Here is a 17,284-nt window from a genome sequence, read left to right as displayed (position 1 = left end):
CAATGAGGGGCAGCGCCGACTTGGCAAATGAAGGCCGAAGCCTCAGCCTTCCAGCACGTCCTTCGACGCCACGGTGGAATCGGCGTTGAGCTTGTAGATCACCGGCACGCCGGTGCCGAGTTCCAGCTTGACGATCTCCTCGCCGCTCTTGCCGTCCAGCGCCATGATCAGCGCGCGCAGCGAATTGCCGTGCGCTGCGACCAGCACCGTGCCGCCCCTCAGCACATGCGACTGCATGTCGTGGAGATAGTACGGCCAGACGCGGGCGCCGGTGTCCTTCAGGCTTTCGCCGCCAGGCGGCGGCACGTCGTAGGAGCGGCGCCAGATGTGCACCTGCTCCTCGCCCCACTTCTTGCGCGCGTCGTCCTTGTTGAGGCCGGAGAGATCGCCATAGTCGCGCTCGTTCAGCGCCTGGTCGCGGATCGTCTCCAAATCACTCTGGCCGACGGCGTCGAGAATGTGCTGGCAGGTCTTTTGCGCCCGGATCAGCGCCGAGGTGAAGGCGATGTCGAATTTCAGGCCGCGCGCCTTGAGCTTCGCACCGGCTTCCTTGGCCTCCTTGTGGCCCTGCTCGGTCAGGTCGACATCGCGCCAGCCGGTGAACAGGTTCTTCAGGTTCCATTCGCTCTGGCCGTGGCGCACGAGCACGAGAGTTCGCGACATGTTTGCTCCTTCAAAATTATGGATATTTCAGGCTAGGCCCAGCACGTCCCGCATCGAATACAGTCCAGGCTTCTTCGCGCGAGCCCAAAGCGCCGCCTTCACAGCACCGCGGGCAAAGATCGCGCGGTCCTCGGCGTGATGCGAAAGCGTGATGCGCTCGCCGGTGCCGGCCAGGATCACGCTGTGGTCGCCGACCACCGAGCCGCCGCGCAAGCTGGCAAAGCCGATCGTTCCAGGCTTGCGCACGCCGGTATGGCCGTCGCGCGCGCGCGCATCGTTGCCGGCAAGCGCAATACCGCGTCCCGCCGCCGCCGCTTCGCCGAGCAGCAAGGCGGTGCCTGACGGCGCGTCGACCTTGTGCTTGTGGTGCATTTCGAGGATCTCGATGTCGAAATCGTCGGCGTCGAGCGCGCGCGCCGCTTGTTCCACCAGCACTGCCAGCAGATTGACGCCGAGGCTCATATTGCCGGATTTGACGATCGTCGCGTGGCGCGCCGCGGCTTCGATCTTGGCGTTGTCTTCCGCCGAACAGCCGGTTGTGCCGATGACATGGGCAATGCGCGCCTGCGCGGCGTAGCCGGCGAATTCGACGGTAGCGGCCGGAGCGGTGAAATCGAGCACGCCGTCGGCCTTGGCGAACACCGGCAGCGGGTCGTCTGAGATCGTCACATTGATGGTGCCGATGCCGGCAAGTTCGCCTGCGTCCTTGCCGAGATAGGGCGATCCGGCGCGTTCGACCGCGCCGACCACGTGCGCGCCGGGGATCGAATGGATGGCGCGGATCAGCGTCTGGCCCATGCGGCCGGCCGCCCCCACCACAACCAGGCCCATGTCGCCGGATTCGCTCATACGGTCCTCCCCAACACCTTCTTTCCACGCGAACGCGGCAGCGGAGTTTGGATTGGCTTGGCGTCGTCGACAAGCCCCAGCCCCTTCTTGCCCTGCACGCGGTGGAAGCGGGCATAGACGCTGTGCGGATCGGCCATCAGCGAGGCGTGGGTGCCTTCCTCGACCAGCCGGCCCTGCTCCATGACGATGATGTGGTCGGCATTGACCACGGTCGACAGACGGTGCGCGATCACGATGGTGGTGCGGCCGGCCATGACGTGGGTGAGCGCTTCCTGGACGCGGGCTTCGGCCTCGTTGTCGAGCGCCGAGGTCGCCTCGTCGAGCAGCAGTATCGGTGCGTTGCGCACGATGGCGCGAGCGATCGAGACGCGCTGGCGCTGGCCGCCCGACAGCGTCGCACCGCTTTCGCCGACCGGCGTGTCGTAGCCTTGCGGCTGCTGGCGGATGAAGTCGTCGGCCGCGGCCTGGATCGCCGCCTGCTCGATCTCGGCGTCGGTGGCCGAAAGCCGGCCATACCTGATGTTGTCGCGGATGGTGCCTTCGAACAGATAGGGCGACTGCGAGACATAGGCGATCGAGCTGCGCAGCGAGTGTTTGGTGACTTTGGAAATGTCCTGGCCGTCGATCTCGATCGTGCCTGCATCGACATCGTAAAAACGCTGCAGCAGCGCCACCAGCGTCGTCTTGCCGGCGCCCGAGGCGCCGACAATGGCCGTCATCTTGCCGGCGGCGGCGGTAAAGCTCAGATCCCGCAGCACCGGCACTTCCTCGACATAGCGGAACGACACGTTGTTGAACCGCACGGCGCCGGTGGTGAAATGCGCCTCTGCGGCGCCTGGCGCGTCGCCCTGCTTCGGCTCGCGGTCGAGCAGCTCGTAGATCATGCGCGCATTGACCAGCGCCCGCTCCATCGAGACCTGCATGCGCGCCAGACGTCGCGCCGGGTCATAGGCCAGGATCAGCGCGGTGATGAACGAAAACACCGCGCCCGGTGGCTGCCCGAGCACCAGTGCCCGATAGCCGGAATAACCGATGACCGCGGTCACCGCGAGGCCGGCCAGCATGTCGGAAATCGGCGACAGCCGTTCCGAGACGCGGGCGATCTTGTTGCTGCGCTGTTCGGCGCTGGCGGCGAGGTCGCCGATGCGGCGCGATAGCTCCTCCTCCATGGTGAAGGCCTTGACGATGGCGATGCCTTGCGTGGCCTCCTGCACGGCCCCGATCAGCCGGGAATTGATCAGCACCGATTCCCGGTTGATCTTGCGTACCCGGCGCGTGATGTAGACGACGGCCCAGATCAGCGGCGGTCCGATCAGCAGTGAACTCAACGACAGCACCGGATCCTGGTAAATCATGACGCCGACAAGGCCGACCAGCGTGACGGCGTCGCGGGTGATCGAGACGATGGTCAACGACAAAAGGTCGCGAATACCGCCGACATTCTCATTGACCTGCGCCGCCAGCCGGCCCGAACGCGTGTCGTTGAAGAAGTCGACGCCGAGCTTCATCAGATGATCGAAGATGCGTCTCTGGTAGCGCGCCACCAGATTGTTGCCGATCGTGGCCAGCGCCACCGCCTGGCCGTAGCCGGCGAAGCCGCGGATCATGAAGGCGCCCATGAAACCGGCGCAGATCCACAAGACGGCGCCGCCCTGCCGTTCGTAGAAGATCTGGTTGACCATCGGCGCCATGATCCAGGCGCTGAAGGCCGTCGTGCCCGAAACCAGCAGCGAACAGACGATGGCGACGGCATAGTGCCAGTGATAGTCGCGGCTGTTTTCAGCCAGGATGCGGCGCAGCACCGCCGAGACCTCGGTCGGCCGCACCTTCAATCTGTTTGGGCTTTGAAGTGTCAAATCTGCAGCGCTTCGTCGGTTTCCTGGGTAGAGCGGGCCGGAATTCGGCCCCCTCTTAGCGCCCCGGCTACGGCTTGCCTATGGCGAAACTTCGTCGCGGCCGGGATCGCAGCTCGAAACAGCCCCAGGGGAAGGCAAGCGGATTACGCCCGCCAGCGCCGCCCCGCGGTCTGGACACCGAACAGCGACGGGTTGCGGGCATAGGCGGCGAGGCCGAGAAGGGCTGCCAGCGGGTGGGTGATGACATAGACCGGCATCGAGGCCATCAGCGCGCTGTGCGGCGCCTTGTCCTCGAAGGCGGCGCGGAAATTGCCTTCCTTCAGCGCCGGCACGATCTTTTGCGCGATGCCGCCGGTCAAAAACACGCCGCCGCGGCTCATGAACACCAGCGCGAGATCGCCGGCGGTGCGGCCGAGACAGGTGACGAACAGCGCCAGCGCTTCCTCGGCGACCGCATCGGTCTTGGCCAGCGCCGCCCCGGTGATTTCGGCCGGCGTGGTGAAGGGGAAAGGCTTTCCGTCGGCCTTGGCCACCGCCCTATAGACATTGACCAGGCCGCGCCCGCACAGGATCTGCTCGCCCGAAATGCGGCCTTCGAGCTTCTCGATATGCGGGAACACCTCGAAATCGCGGGCTGTGCGCGGCCCGATATCCATATGGCCGCCCTCGCCCGGCACCGGTATCCAATGGTTGAGCGCATGCACCAGCCCGGCGACGCCGAGCCCGGTGCCGGGGCCGAGCACGACGCGTCCGGCATTCTCCTCCGGCGTGCCGCCGCCGATCCTTTCCATATGCTCTTCGCCGAGCGCCACGACGGCCAGCGCCTGCGCCTCGAAATCGTTGAGCACGACGATGTCGCTCAGGCCCAGATTGGAAAACATCTGCTTCGGCTTCACCACCCAGGGACAGTTGGTGAGCGGGATCTCGTCGCCATCAACCGGCCCGGCGATCGCCAGCACCGCCGAATTCGGCCGCACCGACGAGCGGTCGAGCACCGCCGCCCGGATCGCCTCGTCGATGGTGTTGAAATTGGCCGTCTGCACAATCTGCGGCTCGCCGGCTTCCGAATTCGCGTCGAGCACGATCGAAAAGCGCGCATTGGTGCCGCCGATATCGCCGATCAGCACTGGAAACCGCAACGCTGCGTCGTCGTCGCCTGACATGCTCTTGATCGTCCCCTTTGCGACGCCGTTGCGCCCGTTTCAATCGATTGACTAGCGCATGACCCAGGAAAGGGGAAGCGTCAGGTCGCCTTTACTGTCCGACGTTTGCCGGCGGCCGTCGCCTCGGCAGGGGAATGCCGATTTCCGGCGTCGCGGTGAAGGCGTTAGCGGCGCTTGGCAGGCCCGCCGCGTTGCCGTTGATGGGCGGCAAAGGCGCATCAGGTTCGGGCGCCCTGGCCGCGATAGGCATGCCGCCGCCGCGATAGGTGACGGCTTCCGCCGAGTCGGCATCGGGCTGGTCGAGCACGAACTGGCATTGTTTCGGCAGGTTCGCCATCGTCATCACGTCGCGTGCCTTGGGCGCGTCCGGGTTCTTGTTGGGCCTCCACGGCTCCTCGGTGAACCACCAGGCCAGCGGCTTGCCGCAGCCGTCATCGTCTGGCGTCGCTTCCTGTCCCTTGCAGTTGGGCGAGCCCGGCTGGCAGCCGATACGGATGTGGAAATGATAGTCATGGCCCCAGAACGGCCGGATCTTGCGCAGCCAGGAACGGTCGCCGGTGACGGTGTCGCAAAGCTTCTTCTTGATGCCGGGATTGACCAGGATGCGCTCGACTTCCGGATAGCTTGCCGCACGCTTCAGAAGTTGCGTGTGCATCGGCTTCCACAGCCTGTCCTTCACCAGATGCGTCTTGTCGTCGACCATCAGCGTGGCGCTGATGTTTTCGCGCTCCTGGGTCGTGAGCCTGCGGTCGGGCATCGGCGTCAGCCAGATGTCGGCATCGAGGCCGATCTGGTGCGAGGCGTGCCCGGTCAGCATCGGCCCGCCGCGTGGCTGCGAAATGTCGCCGATCAACAGGCCCGGCCAGCCGTCGGCGGCGGCATCGCGCGACAGTTTCTCGATCAGCGCGATCATTGTTGGGTGGCCCCAGCGGCGGTTGCGCGACGGGCGCATCACCTCCCAGTTCTGCCCATCCATCGGAATGGCGACACCGCCGGTGAAGCAGCCCTTGGAGTAGAAGCCGAAGGATTGCGCTGCAGCCACCGCCGGCAGCTTCTTGGCGCCAAACAGGTCTTTTGCCCGCGGCTCGGCCGTGATTGCACCCGCCACCAATCCGGCCAGTGCCACAATCGCCAGCGCCGCCGTCAGGAACGGCCGTCTGCCGGGCAAGGATCGCATCGAAATCGTCATAAGCCCCCTCTGCAACAGGCCGCGCAACTCGGCGAATCATACCACGCCCGGCGCCGCGTTTCGATTATCCACCCTTGATCGGGCTGCGCGGCTCGCCATCGCGCCAGCTCCCGTCGGCCCACATCCGGTCGAATGCCTGGCGGTAGTCCGGAAAGCGGAACCGATAGCCCACCGCCTTGATCGCCGTGTTGGCGACGCGCTTGTTCTCGCCATAGAAGGACCGCGCCATGGGCGAAAGTTGGGCGGTCTCGAAAGGAATTTCCGGCGGCGGCTCGATGCCCATCAGTGAAGCGGCATAGGTGACGACATCCTGCGGCGGCGCCGGCTCGTCATCGGTTACGTTGAAAATGCCACCTGTATTGCCGCCGATGAGGTGCCACAGCGCACCGGCAATGTCGTCGCAATGGATGCGGTTGAACACCTGGTCGGGCTTGACCAGCCGCCTGGCCGTGCCGTTTTCCAGATTGACCAGCGCATTGCGGCCCGGCCCGTAAATGCCGGAAAGCCGCAGGATAGCCACCGGCTTGCCGATCTCGCGGCCAAGCTCCAGCCAGCCCTGCTCGGCCGCCACCCGCATTGCCGAGCGCTTCGACACCGGCCGGCAAGCGGCCGTCTCGTCGACCCAGGCGCCGTCATAATTGCCGTAGACACCGACGGTCGAGAGATAGCCGATCCATTCTAGAGCCGGCATCTGCGCCACGATTGCGGCGCGGGCGGCTATCAATACCGGATCGCCGGCCTCTTCGGGGGCAACGGAGATGACCAGGTGGGTGGTTTTCTCCAGCGCGTCGCTGATCTCGGGTGTCAGTGCGCCATCGAACAGCAGTGGCGCAATGCCGGCCTGTTTGAGTGATTCGAATTTTTCCGGCGAACGCGTGGTTCCGAAAATCGTCGCCGTCTCCTCGTTGGCCCGGGCAAAGGCTTTCCCGGAATAGCCGGCACCGAAGATGAAGACCTGCTTTTCGCTCATGCATGCGCCTCTGTTGGCAATGCGGACAGCCATTCGTCGCGCACTGTCGCGTCGGTTTCGGTTTTCCAGCCGATGGCCGCCAGCTCGCTGAATTCAGCCTGCGGCACCAGCCGCGCCAGCGCCCACACCGCCGCACCGCGCACCAGCGGCGAGGCATCGCCGAGCAAGGCACGCGCCGGGCCGGCCAGCGAAACATCCCCGGAATTGCCGGCGGCGATCAGCACATTGCGGACAAAGCGGTCGCGGCCGATGCGCTTGATCGGCGAGCCGGAGAAGAAAGACCGGAACGTGGCATCGTCCAGCTGCAACAGATCCGCCAGCGGCGGCTCGCGCAGTTCGTCGCGCGCGGCGAGTTTTGCCTCCGAGGCGGCTCGCGCAAACTTGTTCCACGGGCAGGCGGCCAGGCAATCGTCGCAACCGTAGATGCGGTTGCCGATCTTTTCGCGGAATTCGTGCGGGATCGGCCCCTTATTCTCGATGGTCAGGTAGGAAATGCAGCGCCGGGCATCGAGCCGGTAGGGCGCCGGAAAGGCATCGGTCGGGCAGGCATCGAGACAGGCGCGGCAGGAGCCGCAATGGTCCTCTTCGGCCGCGTCGGGCTCAAGCTCGGCGGTGGTGAAGATGGTGCCGAGAAACAGCCACGAGCCATGCTCGCGGCTGACCAGATTGGTGTGCTTGCCTTGCCAGCCGAGCCCGGCGGCCTCGGCCAGCGGCTTTTCCATCACCGGCGCGGTATCGACGAACACTTTGACGTCGCCGCCGGCCCGCGCCACGATCTTGCCGGCGATCTCCTTCAGCCGGCCCTTCATCACCTCGTGATAGTCGCGGTTCTGCGCATAGACCGAGATCGCGCCGCGGTCGCGCCTTCCCTGCAATGCGCGCGGATCGTGGTCCGGGCCGTAATTCATCGCCAGCACGATGATCGAGCGCACGTCCGGCCACAGCATCGAGGGTTCGCTGCGGCGCGCGAGCGTCTCCGCGATCCAGTCCATCGAGCCATGAAAACCGTCGGCGACGAATTCGGCCAATCTGGCCGGCGCCAGCGGGATCGCGTTGGGAGAGGTGACCGCAACCGCATCGAAGCCGGCACGCCGCGCCTCTGCGTCGATCAGCGCGCGCAGGGTTTCGCGTTTAGAAGTCGAGGTCCGCATAATGCGACACCGGCGACAGGCCGCGCACCCGGTCGGAGAGCAGCGGCCGGAAGGATGGCCGCGATTTCACCCGCGTGTACCATTCGCGCGCCGCGGCATGCTCGCGCCAGTCGATCTCGCCGAGATAATCCAGCACCGACAGCGTCGCCGCGGCTGCCAGGTCGGCATAGGTGACCTTGCTGCCGGCCAGCCAGTGGCGGGTGCCGGCCAGCCAATTGGTATATTTCATATGCTGGCGGATGTTGGCGCGCGCCGCGCGGATCGCGCCCGAATCGGGCGAGCCGCCGCCCGCCGTTTCCGGCATGATAGGCTTCAGCACGCGTTCGCGCACCAGGTGCCGCGTTACCTCGCTCTCGGCCTTGTTGAGGTACCAGTCGGTCAGCCGGCGGATCTCGGCACGTTCCATTGGGTCTTCGGCGAACAGCCGCTTGTCGCGCTTCAGGACGCCGCGCGTCTCGTCAAGATATTCCGCGATCACAATGGCGCCGACGATCGGCACGTCGCCCTCGGCAAGCAGGATCGGCAAGGTCCCGGCTGGGTTCAGCGCCAGGAACTCCTTGCGCCGTGTCCACGGTTTTTCCTCGATCAGCGCCAGCTCCTCGCCATACTCGCCAAAGGCGAGGCGAACGAAGCGGCAGGCGGCGAACATCGGGTGATGGAAAAGCGTCAGCATGGTCCCGCGATAATTAAGCGCACTGGCGAATCGCAGGGCGCACCGGTAAGTCTTGGCGGCCCGTCATGCGGCCGTCACGGTGTTGCGACCTATAGGGGGACTTCCGCGCCGTGACAAGCAAGCCATTTGCAAGCCGTCTCCTTCCGTCACTTGAATGCCGAGGTTGCCATGGATAGCCACACCATTGTCGAAGCCCTGCTGCTCGGCCTGCTGGAGGGGCTGACAGAGTTCATACCGGTCTCTTCCACCGGCCATATCCTGCTTGCCGGCCATTTCCTCGGCTTCCATTCCACAGGCAAGGCGTTCGAGATCCTGATCCAGCTCGGCGCAATCCTGGCGATCCTCAGCGTCTATTTCCGCCGCCTGTGGCAAATGCTGCTCGACCTGCCGCATGACCGGCTGACGCGGCATTTCGTCCTCGGCATCCTGATCGCCTTCCTGCCGGCGGCCATCATCGGCGCGCTGGCGCATGATTTCATCAAGACCATCCTGTTCGAATCGCCGCGGCTGATCTGCATCATGCTGATCATCGGCGGCGTCGTGCTGCTGGCGGTCGACCGCATGAAGCTGCAACCGGTCTACCGCGACGTCGAACGCTTCCCGACAAGGCTTTATCTGCAGATCGGCCTGTTCCAGTGCCTGTCGCTGATCCCCGGCACGTCGCGCTCCGGTTCGACCATCGTCGGCGCCCTGCTGCTGGGCGTCGACAAGCGCGCGGCGGCGGAATTCTCGTTCTTCCTCGCCATCCCGACCATGGTCGGCGCCTTCGCCTTCGACCTGTTCAAGAACCGCAACGTGCTGACCACGGCCGACCTGCCGATCATCGCCATCGGCTTCGTCGCTGCCTTCGTCACCGCGCTGATCGTCGTCCGCTTCCTGCTCGATTACGTCTCACGCAACGGCTACGCGCTGTTCGGCTGGTGGCGCCTGGTGGTGGGCGGTGTGGGCCTGGTGGCGTTGATGATCTGGGGTTGAGCGTCAAACCAACGCCCGCGGTCGGTGCACGCCAGCCGCCCCAGTCAGATTATTCTGCCCTTGTTTTGGATATTGATTAGCGTGAGCTTTTCGTTTCGAAGCCAAAAGGCAATCGTTAGGAATCCCGTCACTTTAGGGTAGCTATCCAAGCAAGTGAGGACTCCGTCCGCGCAAGTGTGATTCACAAAATCGACGCTAAATACATAACCCGCTGGAATGATCTGGTCTTCATGTGGGTTTGAGATAATCATCTCAAGATATGGCGTCTCTATTCCCGGGAACAATTGAGATTCGAGGTAAAATATTACCTCGCTCTTGCTGGAACCAATGGGTAGACCTCGAGAAATAATGTCCTTGGCCTTTTCTACGCTCCAGCCTTTTCGTACCAGTGCGGAAATTTGATCTCGGGCTGTCGTCATCTGTACACCACTCTTGGCTTCAACTCCGCCCATAAAACGCATTCTCGACGTGCACCGGCCAGCGCCAAGGCAGCACCGCCACCATGTCGAAACGCATAGACAATCTGCCATAGTCCGGCTGCCGCGACAGCCAGATGTCGGCGGCGCCCTCGATGCGGCGTTCCGATTCATGGCCGATCGCCTCCATCGCTTCCATCAGCGTGCGCCGCGCCTTGACCTCGACGAACAGCACGAGGTCGCCGCGCCTTGCGATCAGGTCGATCTCGCCGAATTTTGTGCGATGACGTCGCGCGAGTATCCGGTAGCCTTTCAGCATCAGCGCCGCCGCCGCCAGCCATTCGCCGCGATGGCCGCGCCGATAGGCCTTTTGGCGGCTGGCGCTCGGACGCTCAGCCACCTTCGCCTTCTCCACCGGCATCCCTGAGTTCAAGCAGCCGCCGATACAGAGCCTGTTTCTGCCCGCCGGTCATTTTCGCCGCTTCCGCCGCAGCCTTGGAGGCCGGCATTTCGGCGGCCAACGACAGCAGCAGCCGGTCGATGTCGGCGGGTTGGTCGGCCTTTACCTCGGCGGGGCCGACGCAGATGACGATCTCGCCCTTCGGCGTGTCGGCCGCCGCATAATGGTCGGCCAGCGCGGCAAGCGTGCCGGTGCGCATCTCCTCGAACGTCTTGGTCAGCTCGCGGCCGATAGCGGCTTTCCGCTCACCGCCCAGCGCTTCGACCATGGCGACCAGCGTCTCGGCCAGCCGGCGCGGCGATTCGAAGAAGATCAGCGTCGCCGGCACCGCCTTGAAGGTCTCAAGTTTGGTCAGCCGCTGCCCTGATTTCACCGGCAGAAAACCGGCAAACAGGAAAGCGTCCGAGGGCAGGCCCGACGCCGTCAGCGCCGCAAGCGGCGCCGAAGGTCCGGGGATCGGCACGACGCGCAGGCCGCGCTCCAGCGCCTCGCCGACCAGCCGGTAGCCGGGATCGGAGATCAGCGGTGTGCCGGCGTCGGAGATCAGCGCCACGCTCTGCCCGGCCTCGAGTGCCGCGATCAATTTTGGTCCGGCTTCGCCGGCATTGTGCTCGTGATAGGCGGTGGTGCGCCGCCGAATGCCGTAGCGGTCGAGCAGCACGCGCGAGACGCGGGTGTCCTCGCAGGCGACGATGTCGGCGGCGGCCAGTGTTTCCAAGGCGCGCAGCGTGATGTCGGCGAGATTGCCGATCGGCGTCGCCACCAGATACAGCGCCGGCTCCAGCGGCCGCGCCGGCATCTCGGTCTGGCCGATCACATAGCTGCGTTTTTCGACGGTCACCGCTCATTCTCCGTTCAGCCCTGTTTGGCACGGCGCAGGCCGGGTTGCAAAACGCCCGGCGTCGCGCCCCAAATCTCACGCGGAAGTAATCCGGCCGCCATGTCTTTGCCATAGTGGGGAACGAAACCGTGGCCAGCGGATTGAATGCCTGAGTCTCTTGAGGAGGAGGACAGGATGGACAGCCTGAAACTGCAGGACGTTTTCGAGCCCTACTATGCCGGCCGCAACCGCGTGCCCGCGACGCGTGAGCAATCCGCCGAAGCCCGCCACGAAGCTATCCGCAGGGAAGCCGGAAAGCGGCTTCTGCGCCGTGTGCTCGCCGAGGCCCGCAACGAAATCGAGACCGACACCGAAAGTACGACGGAGCACTGACCGGACGATGCCCAATCGCTTCGATATCTTCATCACCCGTCTTGAAACCAAGAGCGCCAGAGAAGGCGTGCCGCCGCATCCGATGAACGACCAGCACAGCGTCCGCCGCGACAAGGCCGACGCCAAGCCGGCCCGACCCGGCGACGCGCATGCCGAAAAGGACCGCGGCAAGCGCCGCTTCAAGCACGACGCTTAGTTTGTCGATCGGTCCGGCATCCCCGCCTTTGTCATCCTAGGGCGAAGCAAGGAGCGAAGCGACGCGGCGCAGACCCTAGAATCCATGCCGTGACGCCTGCCGAAGGATGCGGCAGCGCAGAATTCTAAACCGTTGCAACGCCTTAGCCTCGCGGCATGGATCCTCGGGTCAAGCCCGAGGATGACGATCGCGTAGGCGTGGAACGCCCAACGACATCGGTCAGCCCAGGTACCTCTGGACCCTCACCTCCAGCAATCGCATCAACTCCGGGTCCATGAATTCATAATCGTCCGGAATATCGAGGCAGATCACCCGCGCCTTCTTCAGGCTCGCCTTGAATTTCTTCTGCAGCTTGGTGCGGTGCGCCTTTTCCATGACGAAGATGATATCGGCCCAGGCCACGAGCTCGTGCGTCAGCGGCGTGTCGGCATCGTGATTGGTGCCCGCCGAGGCGACCTCGATATTCCTGCTTTTTGAAAACACCTGCTCGGCGGTCGGGCTGCGCAAGCGATTCTGGCTGCAGACGAAGAGGACGTTCTTCACCGACTACTCATCCCAGATATTACGCTGATTTTTGCTGAGAGGGATGTACTGATCAAATGTGAGTCCATTCAGATCAAACTCGAGCAACTCATCCTTGGCGATCCCGCGAAGCGTATTTCCGATATATGTTATGAAACTGAGGACAACGCTGAACTCGCTCAAGTGGGTCAATTTTAGTTTCGACGTGACCGTTGCGTTCCTGATGAAAATCGCCTGAGCCTCAAAGAGGTCGTCATGCTCTGGAGATCTCAAGATTTCGGTCAATCCAAACTCGAACACATCGTCCGTGTTCAATGTCATCAAGGTCTCGTGGATCAGGAACTTCATCGAAGGACTCATCTCGGATGCGGCGCTGCTCGCCCTCGGCTCAACAAGCCGAACCTCTAGCATCCTTGCTCAGGCCGATAAATCGTCCACACAGACCAGCCACTTGGCCCGCTTACCTCGCCAGATCCGCCACCACGGCATCGAGCACGATCATGCCAGCCGGCGTGGCGCGCAGCCTTGCATTGCCGATCGGCGCCACCAGCCCCTCGCCCTGCAGCACCGCCAGCCGCGCGCTGGACAGGCCGCGCCCCGAAAACGCCTCGTAGCGGGTAAGGTCGATGCCTTCAGCGAGCCTGAGCCCCATCAACAGGAACTCGTCGGCCTCCTCCGAACGCGTCAAGACTTCGCCGCCGGTGACGCCATGGCCCTTGGCCTCGACCAGATTGGCCCAGGTCTCCGGCATCCGCTCGGCGATGGTGACGGTTCGGCGGCCGTTCTCGATGAAGCGGCCATGCGCCCCCGGCCCGACGCCGACATATTCGCCATAGCGCCAGTAGGTCAGATTGTGCCGGCTCTCGGCGCCCGGCCTGGCGTGGTTGGAAATCTCATAAGCCGGCAAACCGTGCGCTGCGGTCACTTCCTGCGTCAGCGCATAGAGGTCGGCCGCTCGGTCATTGTCGGGAATGGTGAATTTGTGCGCCGCGTGCAATGCGTGGAAAGGCGTGCCTTCCTCGATGGTCAGCTGGTAGAGCGACAGATGGTCGGCGGCGTGGCCAATCGCCTGTTCGAGCTCCGCCTGCCAGGCGTCCAGCGTCTGGCCGGGACGGGCATAGATCAGGTCGAAGGAAAGCCGCGGAAAAATCTCACGCGCCAGCCCGATGGCATGCAGTGCTTCCTCGACATTGTGCAGCCGGCCGAGAAAACGCAAATCCTTGTCGTTCAGCGCCTGCACGCCGAGCGACACCCGGTTGACGCCGGCCGCGCGATAGCCGCGAAAACGCTCGGCCTCGACTGAGGACGGATTGGCTTCCAGCGTCACCTCGATGCCATCGGGCACCGTCCAGTTCTTCGCCACCGCATCAAGCACCGCCGCCACCGTCTGCGGCTGCATCAGCGACGGCGTGCCGCCGCCGAGAAAAATGCTGGTCACTTCGCGCGGCCCGGTGCGCTCGCGCATATGCTTCAGCTCGGTCTCGAAGGCGCGGGCAAAGCGCTCCTGGTCGACCGGCTGGTGGCGGACATGGCTGTTGAAGTCGCAATACGGGCATTTGGCCGCGCAGAACGGCCAGTGGACATAGACGCCGAAGCCCGGGCTGCGGTGCAGCGGCATCAGGCTGAGCCTAACCTGGCGCGGGCGAATCTCTGGAAAGCTCGGGCGCGGTGCGACAGCGCCGTTGGCTGGCCGGGCTTCCAGCCATGCTTTTCCTCGGCGCTCATCTCGCCGAACGTCTTGTCGAAACCGTCAGGCAGGAACACCGGGTCGTAGCCGAAACCGAGTTCGCCGCGAGGCGGCCAGACCAGCGTTCCCTCGGCCTCGCCGCGATAATATTCGGCCTCGCCATCTGGGAAGGCGAGGCAGATGACGGCGACGAAGCGGCCCTTGCGCTGCGCCGGCTGGGCGGCGCCGACCTCCTGCAAGGCCACTTCGGTGCGCTGCATGGCCATGCCGAAGTCACGCGTGCCTTCCGGGGTTTCGGCCCAGTTGGCGGTGTAGACGCCGGGTGCGCCGTCGAGCGCGTCGACGCACAGGCCCGAATCGTCCGACAGCGCCGGCAGGCCGGTGGCTTTAGCCGCCGCAAAAGCCTTGATGTAGGCGTTTTCCTCGAAGGTGGTGCCGGTCTCGTCCGGTTCCGGCAGGCCATAGTCCTTGGCCGACTTCGCCTCGAAGCCGAACGGACCCATCAAATCGCCGAATTCGCGCAGCTTGCCCGCATTGTGGCTGGCGACGACGATCTTTTTTCCATCGAGAGAATGCATCAAAGGCCCCAGATCCGTGGCTCGGCGAATTCGATCGAATTGCCCGAGGGGTCGCGTATGTAGATCGAACGCCCGCCCTGCGGCCATTCGAATTCGCTTTCGATGGCGATGTTTTTCGCCTCAAGCTGCGCCTTCCAACGCCCGAGTTCATCGGCGCTTGCGGCGAAGCAGAGATGGCCCTCGCCGACTGTGCCATGCGGCGGCACTTTCAGCCGCGCATCCGGCGCCGGTGGGATTTTGGTCGCCTCGGCGTTGAAGATCAGCAAAACGCCGGCGCCACAGCGGAAGAAGACATGGCGGCCGTCGACCTTGCCGAGGACCTCGAGGCCGAGGACGTCACTGTAGAACGCTTCGGCGGCGGCGAGGTCGGTGACGTAAAGAGCCGATTCAAGGACAGCGGAAGGTTTCATTGAAAGCTTATGCCACAGCCATCTGCTGCAAACTCACCAACCTTTGAATGCCCTTCTTGGCCAGACCCATCAGCTCCGCGAACTGCCCTTCGGAGAAAGGCTCGCCCTCGGCGGTGCCCTGGATCTCGACGATGCCGCCCTTGCCGGTCATGACGAAATTGGCGTCGGTGCCGGCCGACGAATCCTCGATATAGTCAAGATCGATGACCGGCTGGCCGTCATAGATGCCGCAGGAAATCGCCGCGACATGGTCTTTCAGCACTTTGGCAACGCTGGCCATCTGCCGTGCTTCCATCCAGCGCAGGCAATCATAGAGCGCCACCCAGCCGCCGGTGATCGAGGCCGTGCGGGTGCCGCCATCGGCCTGGAGGACATCGCAGTCGACAGTGATCTGCTGTTCGCCCAGTGCCTGCAAATCAACCACGGCGCGCAGCGAACGGCCGATCAGCCGCTGGATCTCCAGCGTGCGACCGCCTTGCTTGCCGGCCGAGGCTTCGCGGCGCATGCGTTCGCCGGTCGAGCGCGGCAGCATGCCGTATTCAGCCGTCACCCAGCCCTTGCCGGAATTGCGCATCCAGCCCGGCACCTTTTCCTCCAGGCTCGCCGTGCACAGAACATGCGTGTCGCCGAATTTTACCAGGCACGAGCCTTCGGCGTGTTTGGACACGCCGCGCTCGAAGGAGATGGCGCGCATTTCGTCGGCTTGGCGTTTGGAGGGGCGCATCGAGGCCTCTTTCTGTTCTTTTTGCGGTTGCGTCGGCGGCTTGTAGACGCATGCAGCCCATGGCGCAAAGGAAAATGGCCGCAAACGCGGCACCGTGACCGCATACGGCATTGGGCGATCGCAAGAGCGACGCCGCTGACCGCAAACGCGGCGGCGGGCGATCTGGAACAGACGTCGCTGACCGCAAGTGCGGCAGCGGGTTGCGCAGGGGCGAGGGAAGTCTATATCCTTTAGGCGGAGGTTTTTGGCCCGAATGACCAAGGCAGTCACCGAACCCAGTCTGCTGGCACCCGCGCTGCAGTCGCTCGACATGCGCTCGCGCGACATTTTCCGGCGCATCGTCGATTCCTATCTGAAGGACGGTGAGCCTGTGGGATCGCGCAGCCTGTCGCGTATCCTGCCATCGTCGCTGTCGCCGGCCACCATCCGCAATGTGATGAGCGACCTCGAACATCTCGGCCTGATCTATGCCCCGCACATCTCGGCCGGGCGCCTGCCGACGCAGACCGGCCTGCGCTTCTTCGTCGATGCCTTCATGGAGCTCGGCGATCTCTCCGACGAGGAACGCCGCGTCATCGAGGCGCAGGTGCGCGCCTCCGGCTCGGGCGCGACGCTGGAACACATGCTAACCGAGGCCAGCCAGATGCTGTCGGGCATGTCGCGCGGCGCCGGCCTGGTGCTGGCCACCAAGAACGAGGTGGCGCTGAAGCACATCGAGTTCATCCAGCTTGAGCCGACCAAGGCGCTGGCCGTGATGGTGTCGCAGAACGGCGATGTCGAGAACCGCGTCGTCGACCTGCCGGCCGGCATCACCGTCTCGCAGCTGCACGAAGCCTCCAACTTTCTAAACGCCCATATCAGGGGCCGCACGCTGGCCGAGGCGCGCATCGAGATCGCCCGCATCAAGGACGAGACCAGGGCGGCCCTCGACACGCTGTCGCAGGATCTCGTCGAAAAAGGCCTGGCGGTGTGGGCGGGCGCCGACAGCGGCCTGCCGGCGCGTCTCATCGTGCGCGGCCGCGCCAATCTGCTCGAAAACGTCACCGCCCAGGCAGACATCGAATTGCTCAGGCACCTGTTCGAGGACCTGGAAACGCAGGACGGGCTGATCCAGCTGCTCGACCTCGCCGAGGACGGCCCCGGCGTGCGCATCTTCATCGGCTCGGAAAACAAGCTGTTTTCGCTCTCCGGCTCGTCGCTGGTGGTGGCGCCCTACCGCGACAAGGACGCCCGGGTCGTCGGCGCGCTTGGCGTCATTGGCCCGACCAGGCTGAATTATGCCCGCATCGTGCCAATGGTCGACTACACTGCCCAATTGATTACCCGGATGTTGAGGTAAGTCCAAGCCGGCATCACCGCAAAGGAGGGCGCAGAATGGCGCTTGAATCGTTCAAGGCCCAGATCAGTCTGCTGCTCGAGGAAATGGTCAACCAGCCCGAGGACGAGCACGAAATCCAGGAGCAACTGCGCGAAAAACTCCGCGAAATGCGCGCCATGGGCCTGCCGCTGCCGGACGATCTCGTCGCGCTGGAAAAGCGGCTCGACGACGATCTCGACGTCGAGGAAGAAGACAGCTGACGGGTTCCCCG

The 17,284-nt window shown here is 64.3% G+C and carries 22 protein-coding genes; 5 read left to right on the top strand and 17 right to left on the bottom strand.

What is annotated here, in order from left to right; all coding sequences use genetic code 11:
* Positions 1-42 precede the first annotated feature (42 nt).
* From AC04SH_RS07970 to AC04SH_RS07935, 8 genes are all read right to left on the bottom strand, one after another.
* Positions 43-663 (bottom strand): 2,3-bisphosphoglycerate-dependent phosphoglycerate mutase, encoded by a 621-nt coding sequence (locus AC04SH_RS07970; protein WP_488574598.1) that lies wholly within the window; start codon positions 661-663, stop codon positions 43-45.
* Between the two features lie 27 nt (positions 664-690).
* Complete coding sequence (gene dapB, locus AC04SH_RS07965; protein ID WP_488574597.1) at positions 691-1,512, bottom strand: 4-hydroxy-tetrahydrodipicolinate reductase; 822 nt, start codon at positions 1,510-1,512, stop codon at positions 691-693.
* Positions 1,509-3,368, bottom strand: a complete 1,860-nt coding sequence (locus AC04SH_RS07960) for an ABC transporter ATP-binding protein (RefSeq protein ID WP_488574596.1) — start codon at positions 3,366-3,368, stop codon at positions 1,509-1,511. Before AC04SH_RS07960 ends, dapB begins: the two co-directional genes overlap by 4 nt.
* 143 nt (positions 3,369-3,511) lie before the next feature.
* Positions 3,512-4,540 carry a glucokinase gene (locus AC04SH_RS07955; protein ID WP_488574638.1) on the bottom strand — a complete coding sequence of 343 codons (1,029 nt, stop codon included), beginning with the start codon at positions 4,538-4,540 and terminating at the stop codon, positions 3,512-3,514.
* 82 nt (positions 4,541-4,622) lie between these two features.
* A complete protein-coding gene (gene mepA, locus AC04SH_RS07950; RefSeq protein WP_488574595.1) occupies positions 4,623-5,720 on the bottom strand; it encodes a penicillin-insensitive murein endopeptidase in 1,098 nt (365 codons plus the stop codon).
* A gap of 64 nt (positions 5,721-5,784) precedes the next feature.
* Positions 5,785-6,690: an SDR family oxidoreductase gene (locus tag AC04SH_RS07945; RefSeq protein WP_488574594.1), complete on the bottom strand. Its 906-nt coding sequence runs from the start codon at positions 6,688-6,690 to the stop codon at positions 5,785-5,787.
* Positions 6,687-7,841, bottom strand: a complete 1,155-nt coding sequence (gene queG / locus AC04SH_RS07940; protein WP_488574593.1) for a tRNA epoxyqueuosine(34) reductase QueG — start codon at positions 7,839-7,841, stop codon at positions 6,687-6,689. Before queG ends, AC04SH_RS07945 begins: the two co-directional genes overlap by 4 nt.
* Complete coding sequence (locus AC04SH_RS07935; RefSeq protein WP_488574592.1) at positions 7,822-8,514, bottom strand: glutathione S-transferase family protein; 693 nt, start codon at positions 8,512-8,514, stop codon at positions 7,822-7,824. Before AC04SH_RS07935 ends, queG begins: the two co-directional genes overlap by 20 nt.
* A gap of 168 nt (positions 8,515-8,682) precedes the next feature.
* Here AC04SH_RS07935 and AC04SH_RS07930 point away from each other — a divergent pair, with 168 nt between their 5' ends.
* Complete coding sequence (locus AC04SH_RS07930; protein WP_488574591.1) at positions 8,683-9,489, top strand: undecaprenyl-diphosphate phosphatase; 807 nt, start codon at positions 8,683-8,685, stop codon at positions 9,487-9,489.
* 44 nt (positions 9,490-9,533) lie between these two features.
* Here the strand turns inward: AC04SH_RS07930 and AC04SH_RS07925 are convergent, their stop codons facing one another.
* From AC04SH_RS07925 to rsmI, 3 genes are read right to left on the bottom strand one after another with little or no spacing between them, the layout of a single operon-like run.
* Positions 9,534-9,941, bottom strand: coding sequence for a hypothetical protein (locus AC04SH_RS07925; protein WP_488574590.1), 408 nt, complete (start codon positions 9,939-9,941; stop codon positions 9,534-9,536).
* Positions 9,928-10,305 (bottom strand): YraN family protein, encoded by a 378-nt coding sequence (locus AC04SH_RS07920; protein WP_477287023.1) that lies wholly within the window; start codon positions 10,303-10,305, stop codon positions 9,928-9,930. The genes AC04SH_RS07925 and AC04SH_RS07920 overlap by 14 nt, the downstream gene beginning before the upstream one ends.
* Positions 10,298-11,164 (bottom strand): 16S rRNA (cytidine(1402)-2'-O)-methyltransferase, encoded by an 867-nt coding sequence (gene rsmI / locus AC04SH_RS07915; protein WP_488574637.1) that lies wholly within the window; start codon positions 11,162-11,164, stop codon positions 10,298-10,300. The genes AC04SH_RS07920 and rsmI overlap by 8 nt, the downstream gene beginning before the upstream one ends.
* Positions 11,165-11,380: 216 nt before the next feature.
* Between rsmI and AC04SH_RS07910 the strand changes: the two genes are divergently transcribed.
* Both AC04SH_RS07910 and AC04SH_RS07905 read left to right on the top strand, forming a co-directional pair.
* The gene (locus tag AC04SH_RS07910) at positions 11,381-11,578 is read left to right on the top strand and encodes a hypothetical protein (protein ID WP_488574589.1); all 198 of its coding nucleotides are present in this window, start codon (positions 11,381-11,383) and stop codon (positions 11,576-11,578) included.
* A gap of 7 nt (positions 11,579-11,585) precedes the next feature.
* A complete protein-coding gene (locus AC04SH_RS07905; RefSeq protein WP_192258691.1) occupies positions 11,586-11,774 on the top strand; it encodes a hypothetical protein in 189 nt (62 codons plus the stop codon).
* A 219-nt stretch (positions 11,775-11,993) separates the two neighbouring features.
* Here AC04SH_RS07905 and AC04SH_RS07900 read toward each other — a convergent pair whose 3' ends face one another.
* The 6 genes from AC04SH_RS07900 to rph all read right to left on the bottom strand — a co-directional run bounded on the left by AC04SH_RS07900 (position 11,994) and on the right by rph (position 15,695).
* Positions 11,994-12,317, bottom strand: a complete 324-nt coding sequence (locus tag AC04SH_RS07900) for a low molecular weight protein tyrosine phosphatase family protein (protein ID WP_488574588.1) — start codon at positions 12,315-12,317, stop codon at positions 11,994-11,996.
* A 3-nt stretch (positions 12,318-12,320) separates the two neighbouring features.
* Positions 12,321-12,644, bottom strand: coding sequence for a hypothetical protein (locus AC04SH_RS07895; RefSeq protein WP_488574587.1), 324 nt, complete (start codon positions 12,642-12,644; stop codon positions 12,321-12,323).
* 112 nt (positions 12,645-12,756) lie between these two features.
* Positions 12,757-13,914 (bottom strand): radical SAM family heme chaperone HemW, encoded by a 1,158-nt coding sequence (gene hemW, locus AC04SH_RS07890; RefSeq protein WP_488574586.1) that lies wholly within the window; start codon positions 13,912-13,914, stop codon positions 12,757-12,759.
* Entirely contained in the window at positions 13,914-14,561 is a 648-nt protein-coding gene (gene rdgB, locus AC04SH_RS07885; protein ID WP_488574585.1) for an RdgB/HAM1 family non-canonical purine NTP pyrophosphatase, read from the bottom strand. The genes hemW and rdgB overlap by 1 nt, the downstream gene beginning before the upstream one ends.
* Complete coding sequence (locus AC04SH_RS07880; protein ID WP_488574584.1) at positions 14,561-14,971, bottom strand: VOC family protein; 411 nt, start codon at positions 14,969-14,971, stop codon at positions 14,561-14,563. The genes rdgB and AC04SH_RS07880 overlap by 1 nt, the downstream gene beginning before the upstream one ends.
* A gap of 7 nt (positions 14,972-14,978) precedes the next feature.
* Complete coding sequence (rph, locus tag AC04SH_RS07875) at positions 14,979-15,695, bottom strand: ribonuclease PH (protein ID WP_488574583.1); 717 nt, start codon at positions 15,693-15,695, stop codon at positions 14,979-14,981.
* 253 nt (positions 15,696-15,948) lie between these two features.
* Between rph and hrcA the strand changes: the two genes are divergently transcribed.
* Positions 15,949-17,034: a heat-inducible transcriptional repressor HrcA gene (gene hrcA / locus AC04SH_RS07870; protein ID WP_112559112.1), complete on the top strand. Its 1,086-nt coding sequence runs from the start codon at positions 15,949-15,951 to the stop codon at positions 17,032-17,034.
* Positions 17,035-17,069: 35 nt separating this feature from the next.
* Positions 17,070-17,273, top strand: coding sequence for a hypothetical protein (locus AC04SH_RS07865; protein ID WP_192258685.1), 204 nt, complete (start codon positions 17,070-17,072; stop codon positions 17,271-17,273).
* Positions 17,274-17,284: the final 11 nt, after the last annotated feature.

It is taken from the genome of Mesorhizobium sp. CNPSo 4688 (assembly GCF_057784295.1).
This window is presented reverse-complemented; position numbering and strand designations above follow the sequence as displayed.

Excerpts from the sequence above, each read along its gene's own strand:
- AC04SH_RS07935 (WP_488574592.1), bottom strand. The coding sequence starts at position 8,514 with ATGCTGACGCTTTTCCATCACCCGATGTTCGCCGCCTGCCGCTTCGTT.
- rsmI (WP_488574637.1), bottom strand. The coding sequence starts at position 11,164 with ATGCCGGCGCGGCCGCTGGAGCCGGCGCTGTATCTGGTGGCGACGCCG.
- AC04SH_RS07895 (WP_488574587.1), bottom strand. The coding sequence starts at position 12,644 with ATGAAGTTCCTGATCCACGAGACCTTGATGACATTGAACACGGACGAT.
- queG (WP_488574593.1), bottom strand. The coding sequence starts at position 7,841 with ATGCGGACCTCGACTTCTAAACGCGAAACCCTGCGCGCGCTGATCGAC.
- AC04SH_RS07880 (WP_488574584.1), bottom strand. The coding sequence starts at position 14,971 with ATGAAACCTTCCGCTGTCCTTGAATCGGCTCTTTACGTCACCGACCTC.
- rdgB (WP_488574585.1), bottom strand. The coding sequence starts at position 14,561 with ATGCATTCTCTCGATGGAAAAAAGATCGTCGTCGCCAGCCACAATGCG.
- AC04SH_RS07970 (WP_488574598.1), bottom strand. The coding sequence starts at position 663 with ATGTCGCGAACTCTCGTGCTCGTGCGCCACGGCCAGAGCGAATGGAAC.
- AC04SH_RS07905 (WP_192258691.1), top strand. The coding sequence starts at position 11,586 with ATGCCCAATCGCTTCGATATCTTCATCACCCGTCTTGAAACCAAGAGC.
- mepA (WP_488574595.1), bottom strand. The coding sequence starts at position 5,720 with ATGACGATTTCGATGCGATCCTTGCCCGGCAGACGGCCGTTCCTGACG.
- AC04SH_RS07945 (WP_488574594.1), bottom strand. The coding sequence starts at position 6,690 with ATGAGCGAAAAGCAGGTCTTCATCTTCGGTGCCGGCTATTCCGGGAAA.
- hemW (WP_488574586.1), bottom strand. The coding sequence starts at position 13,914 with ATGCCGCTGCACCGCAGCCCGGGCTTCGGCGTCTATGTCCACTGGCCG.
- AC04SH_RS07910 (WP_488574589.1), top strand. The coding sequence starts at position 11,381 with ATGGACAGCCTGAAACTGCAGGACGTTTTCGAGCCCTACTATGCCGGC.
- rph (WP_488574583.1), bottom strand. The coding sequence starts at position 15,695 with ATGCGCCCCTCCAAACGCCAAGCCGACGAAATGCGCGCCATCTCCTTC.
- AC04SH_RS07925 (WP_488574590.1), bottom strand. The coding sequence starts at position 9,941 with ATGGGCGGAGTTGAAGCCAAGAGTGGTGTACAGATGACGACAGCCCGA.
- hrcA (WP_112559112.1), top strand. The coding sequence starts at position 15,949 with ATGACCAAGGCAGTCACCGAACCCAGTCTGCTGGCACCCGCGCTGCAG.
- AC04SH_RS07865 (WP_192258685.1), top strand. The coding sequence starts at position 17,070 with ATGGCGCTTGAATCGTTCAAGGCCCAGATCAGTCTGCTGCTCGAGGAA.
- dapB (WP_488574597.1), bottom strand. The coding sequence starts at position 1,512 with ATGAGCGAATCCGGCGACATGGGCCTGGTTGTGGTGGGGGCGGCCGGC.
- AC04SH_RS07930 (WP_488574591.1), top strand. The coding sequence starts at position 8,683 with ATGGATAGCCACACCATTGTCGAAGCCCTGCTGCTCGGCCTGCTGGAG.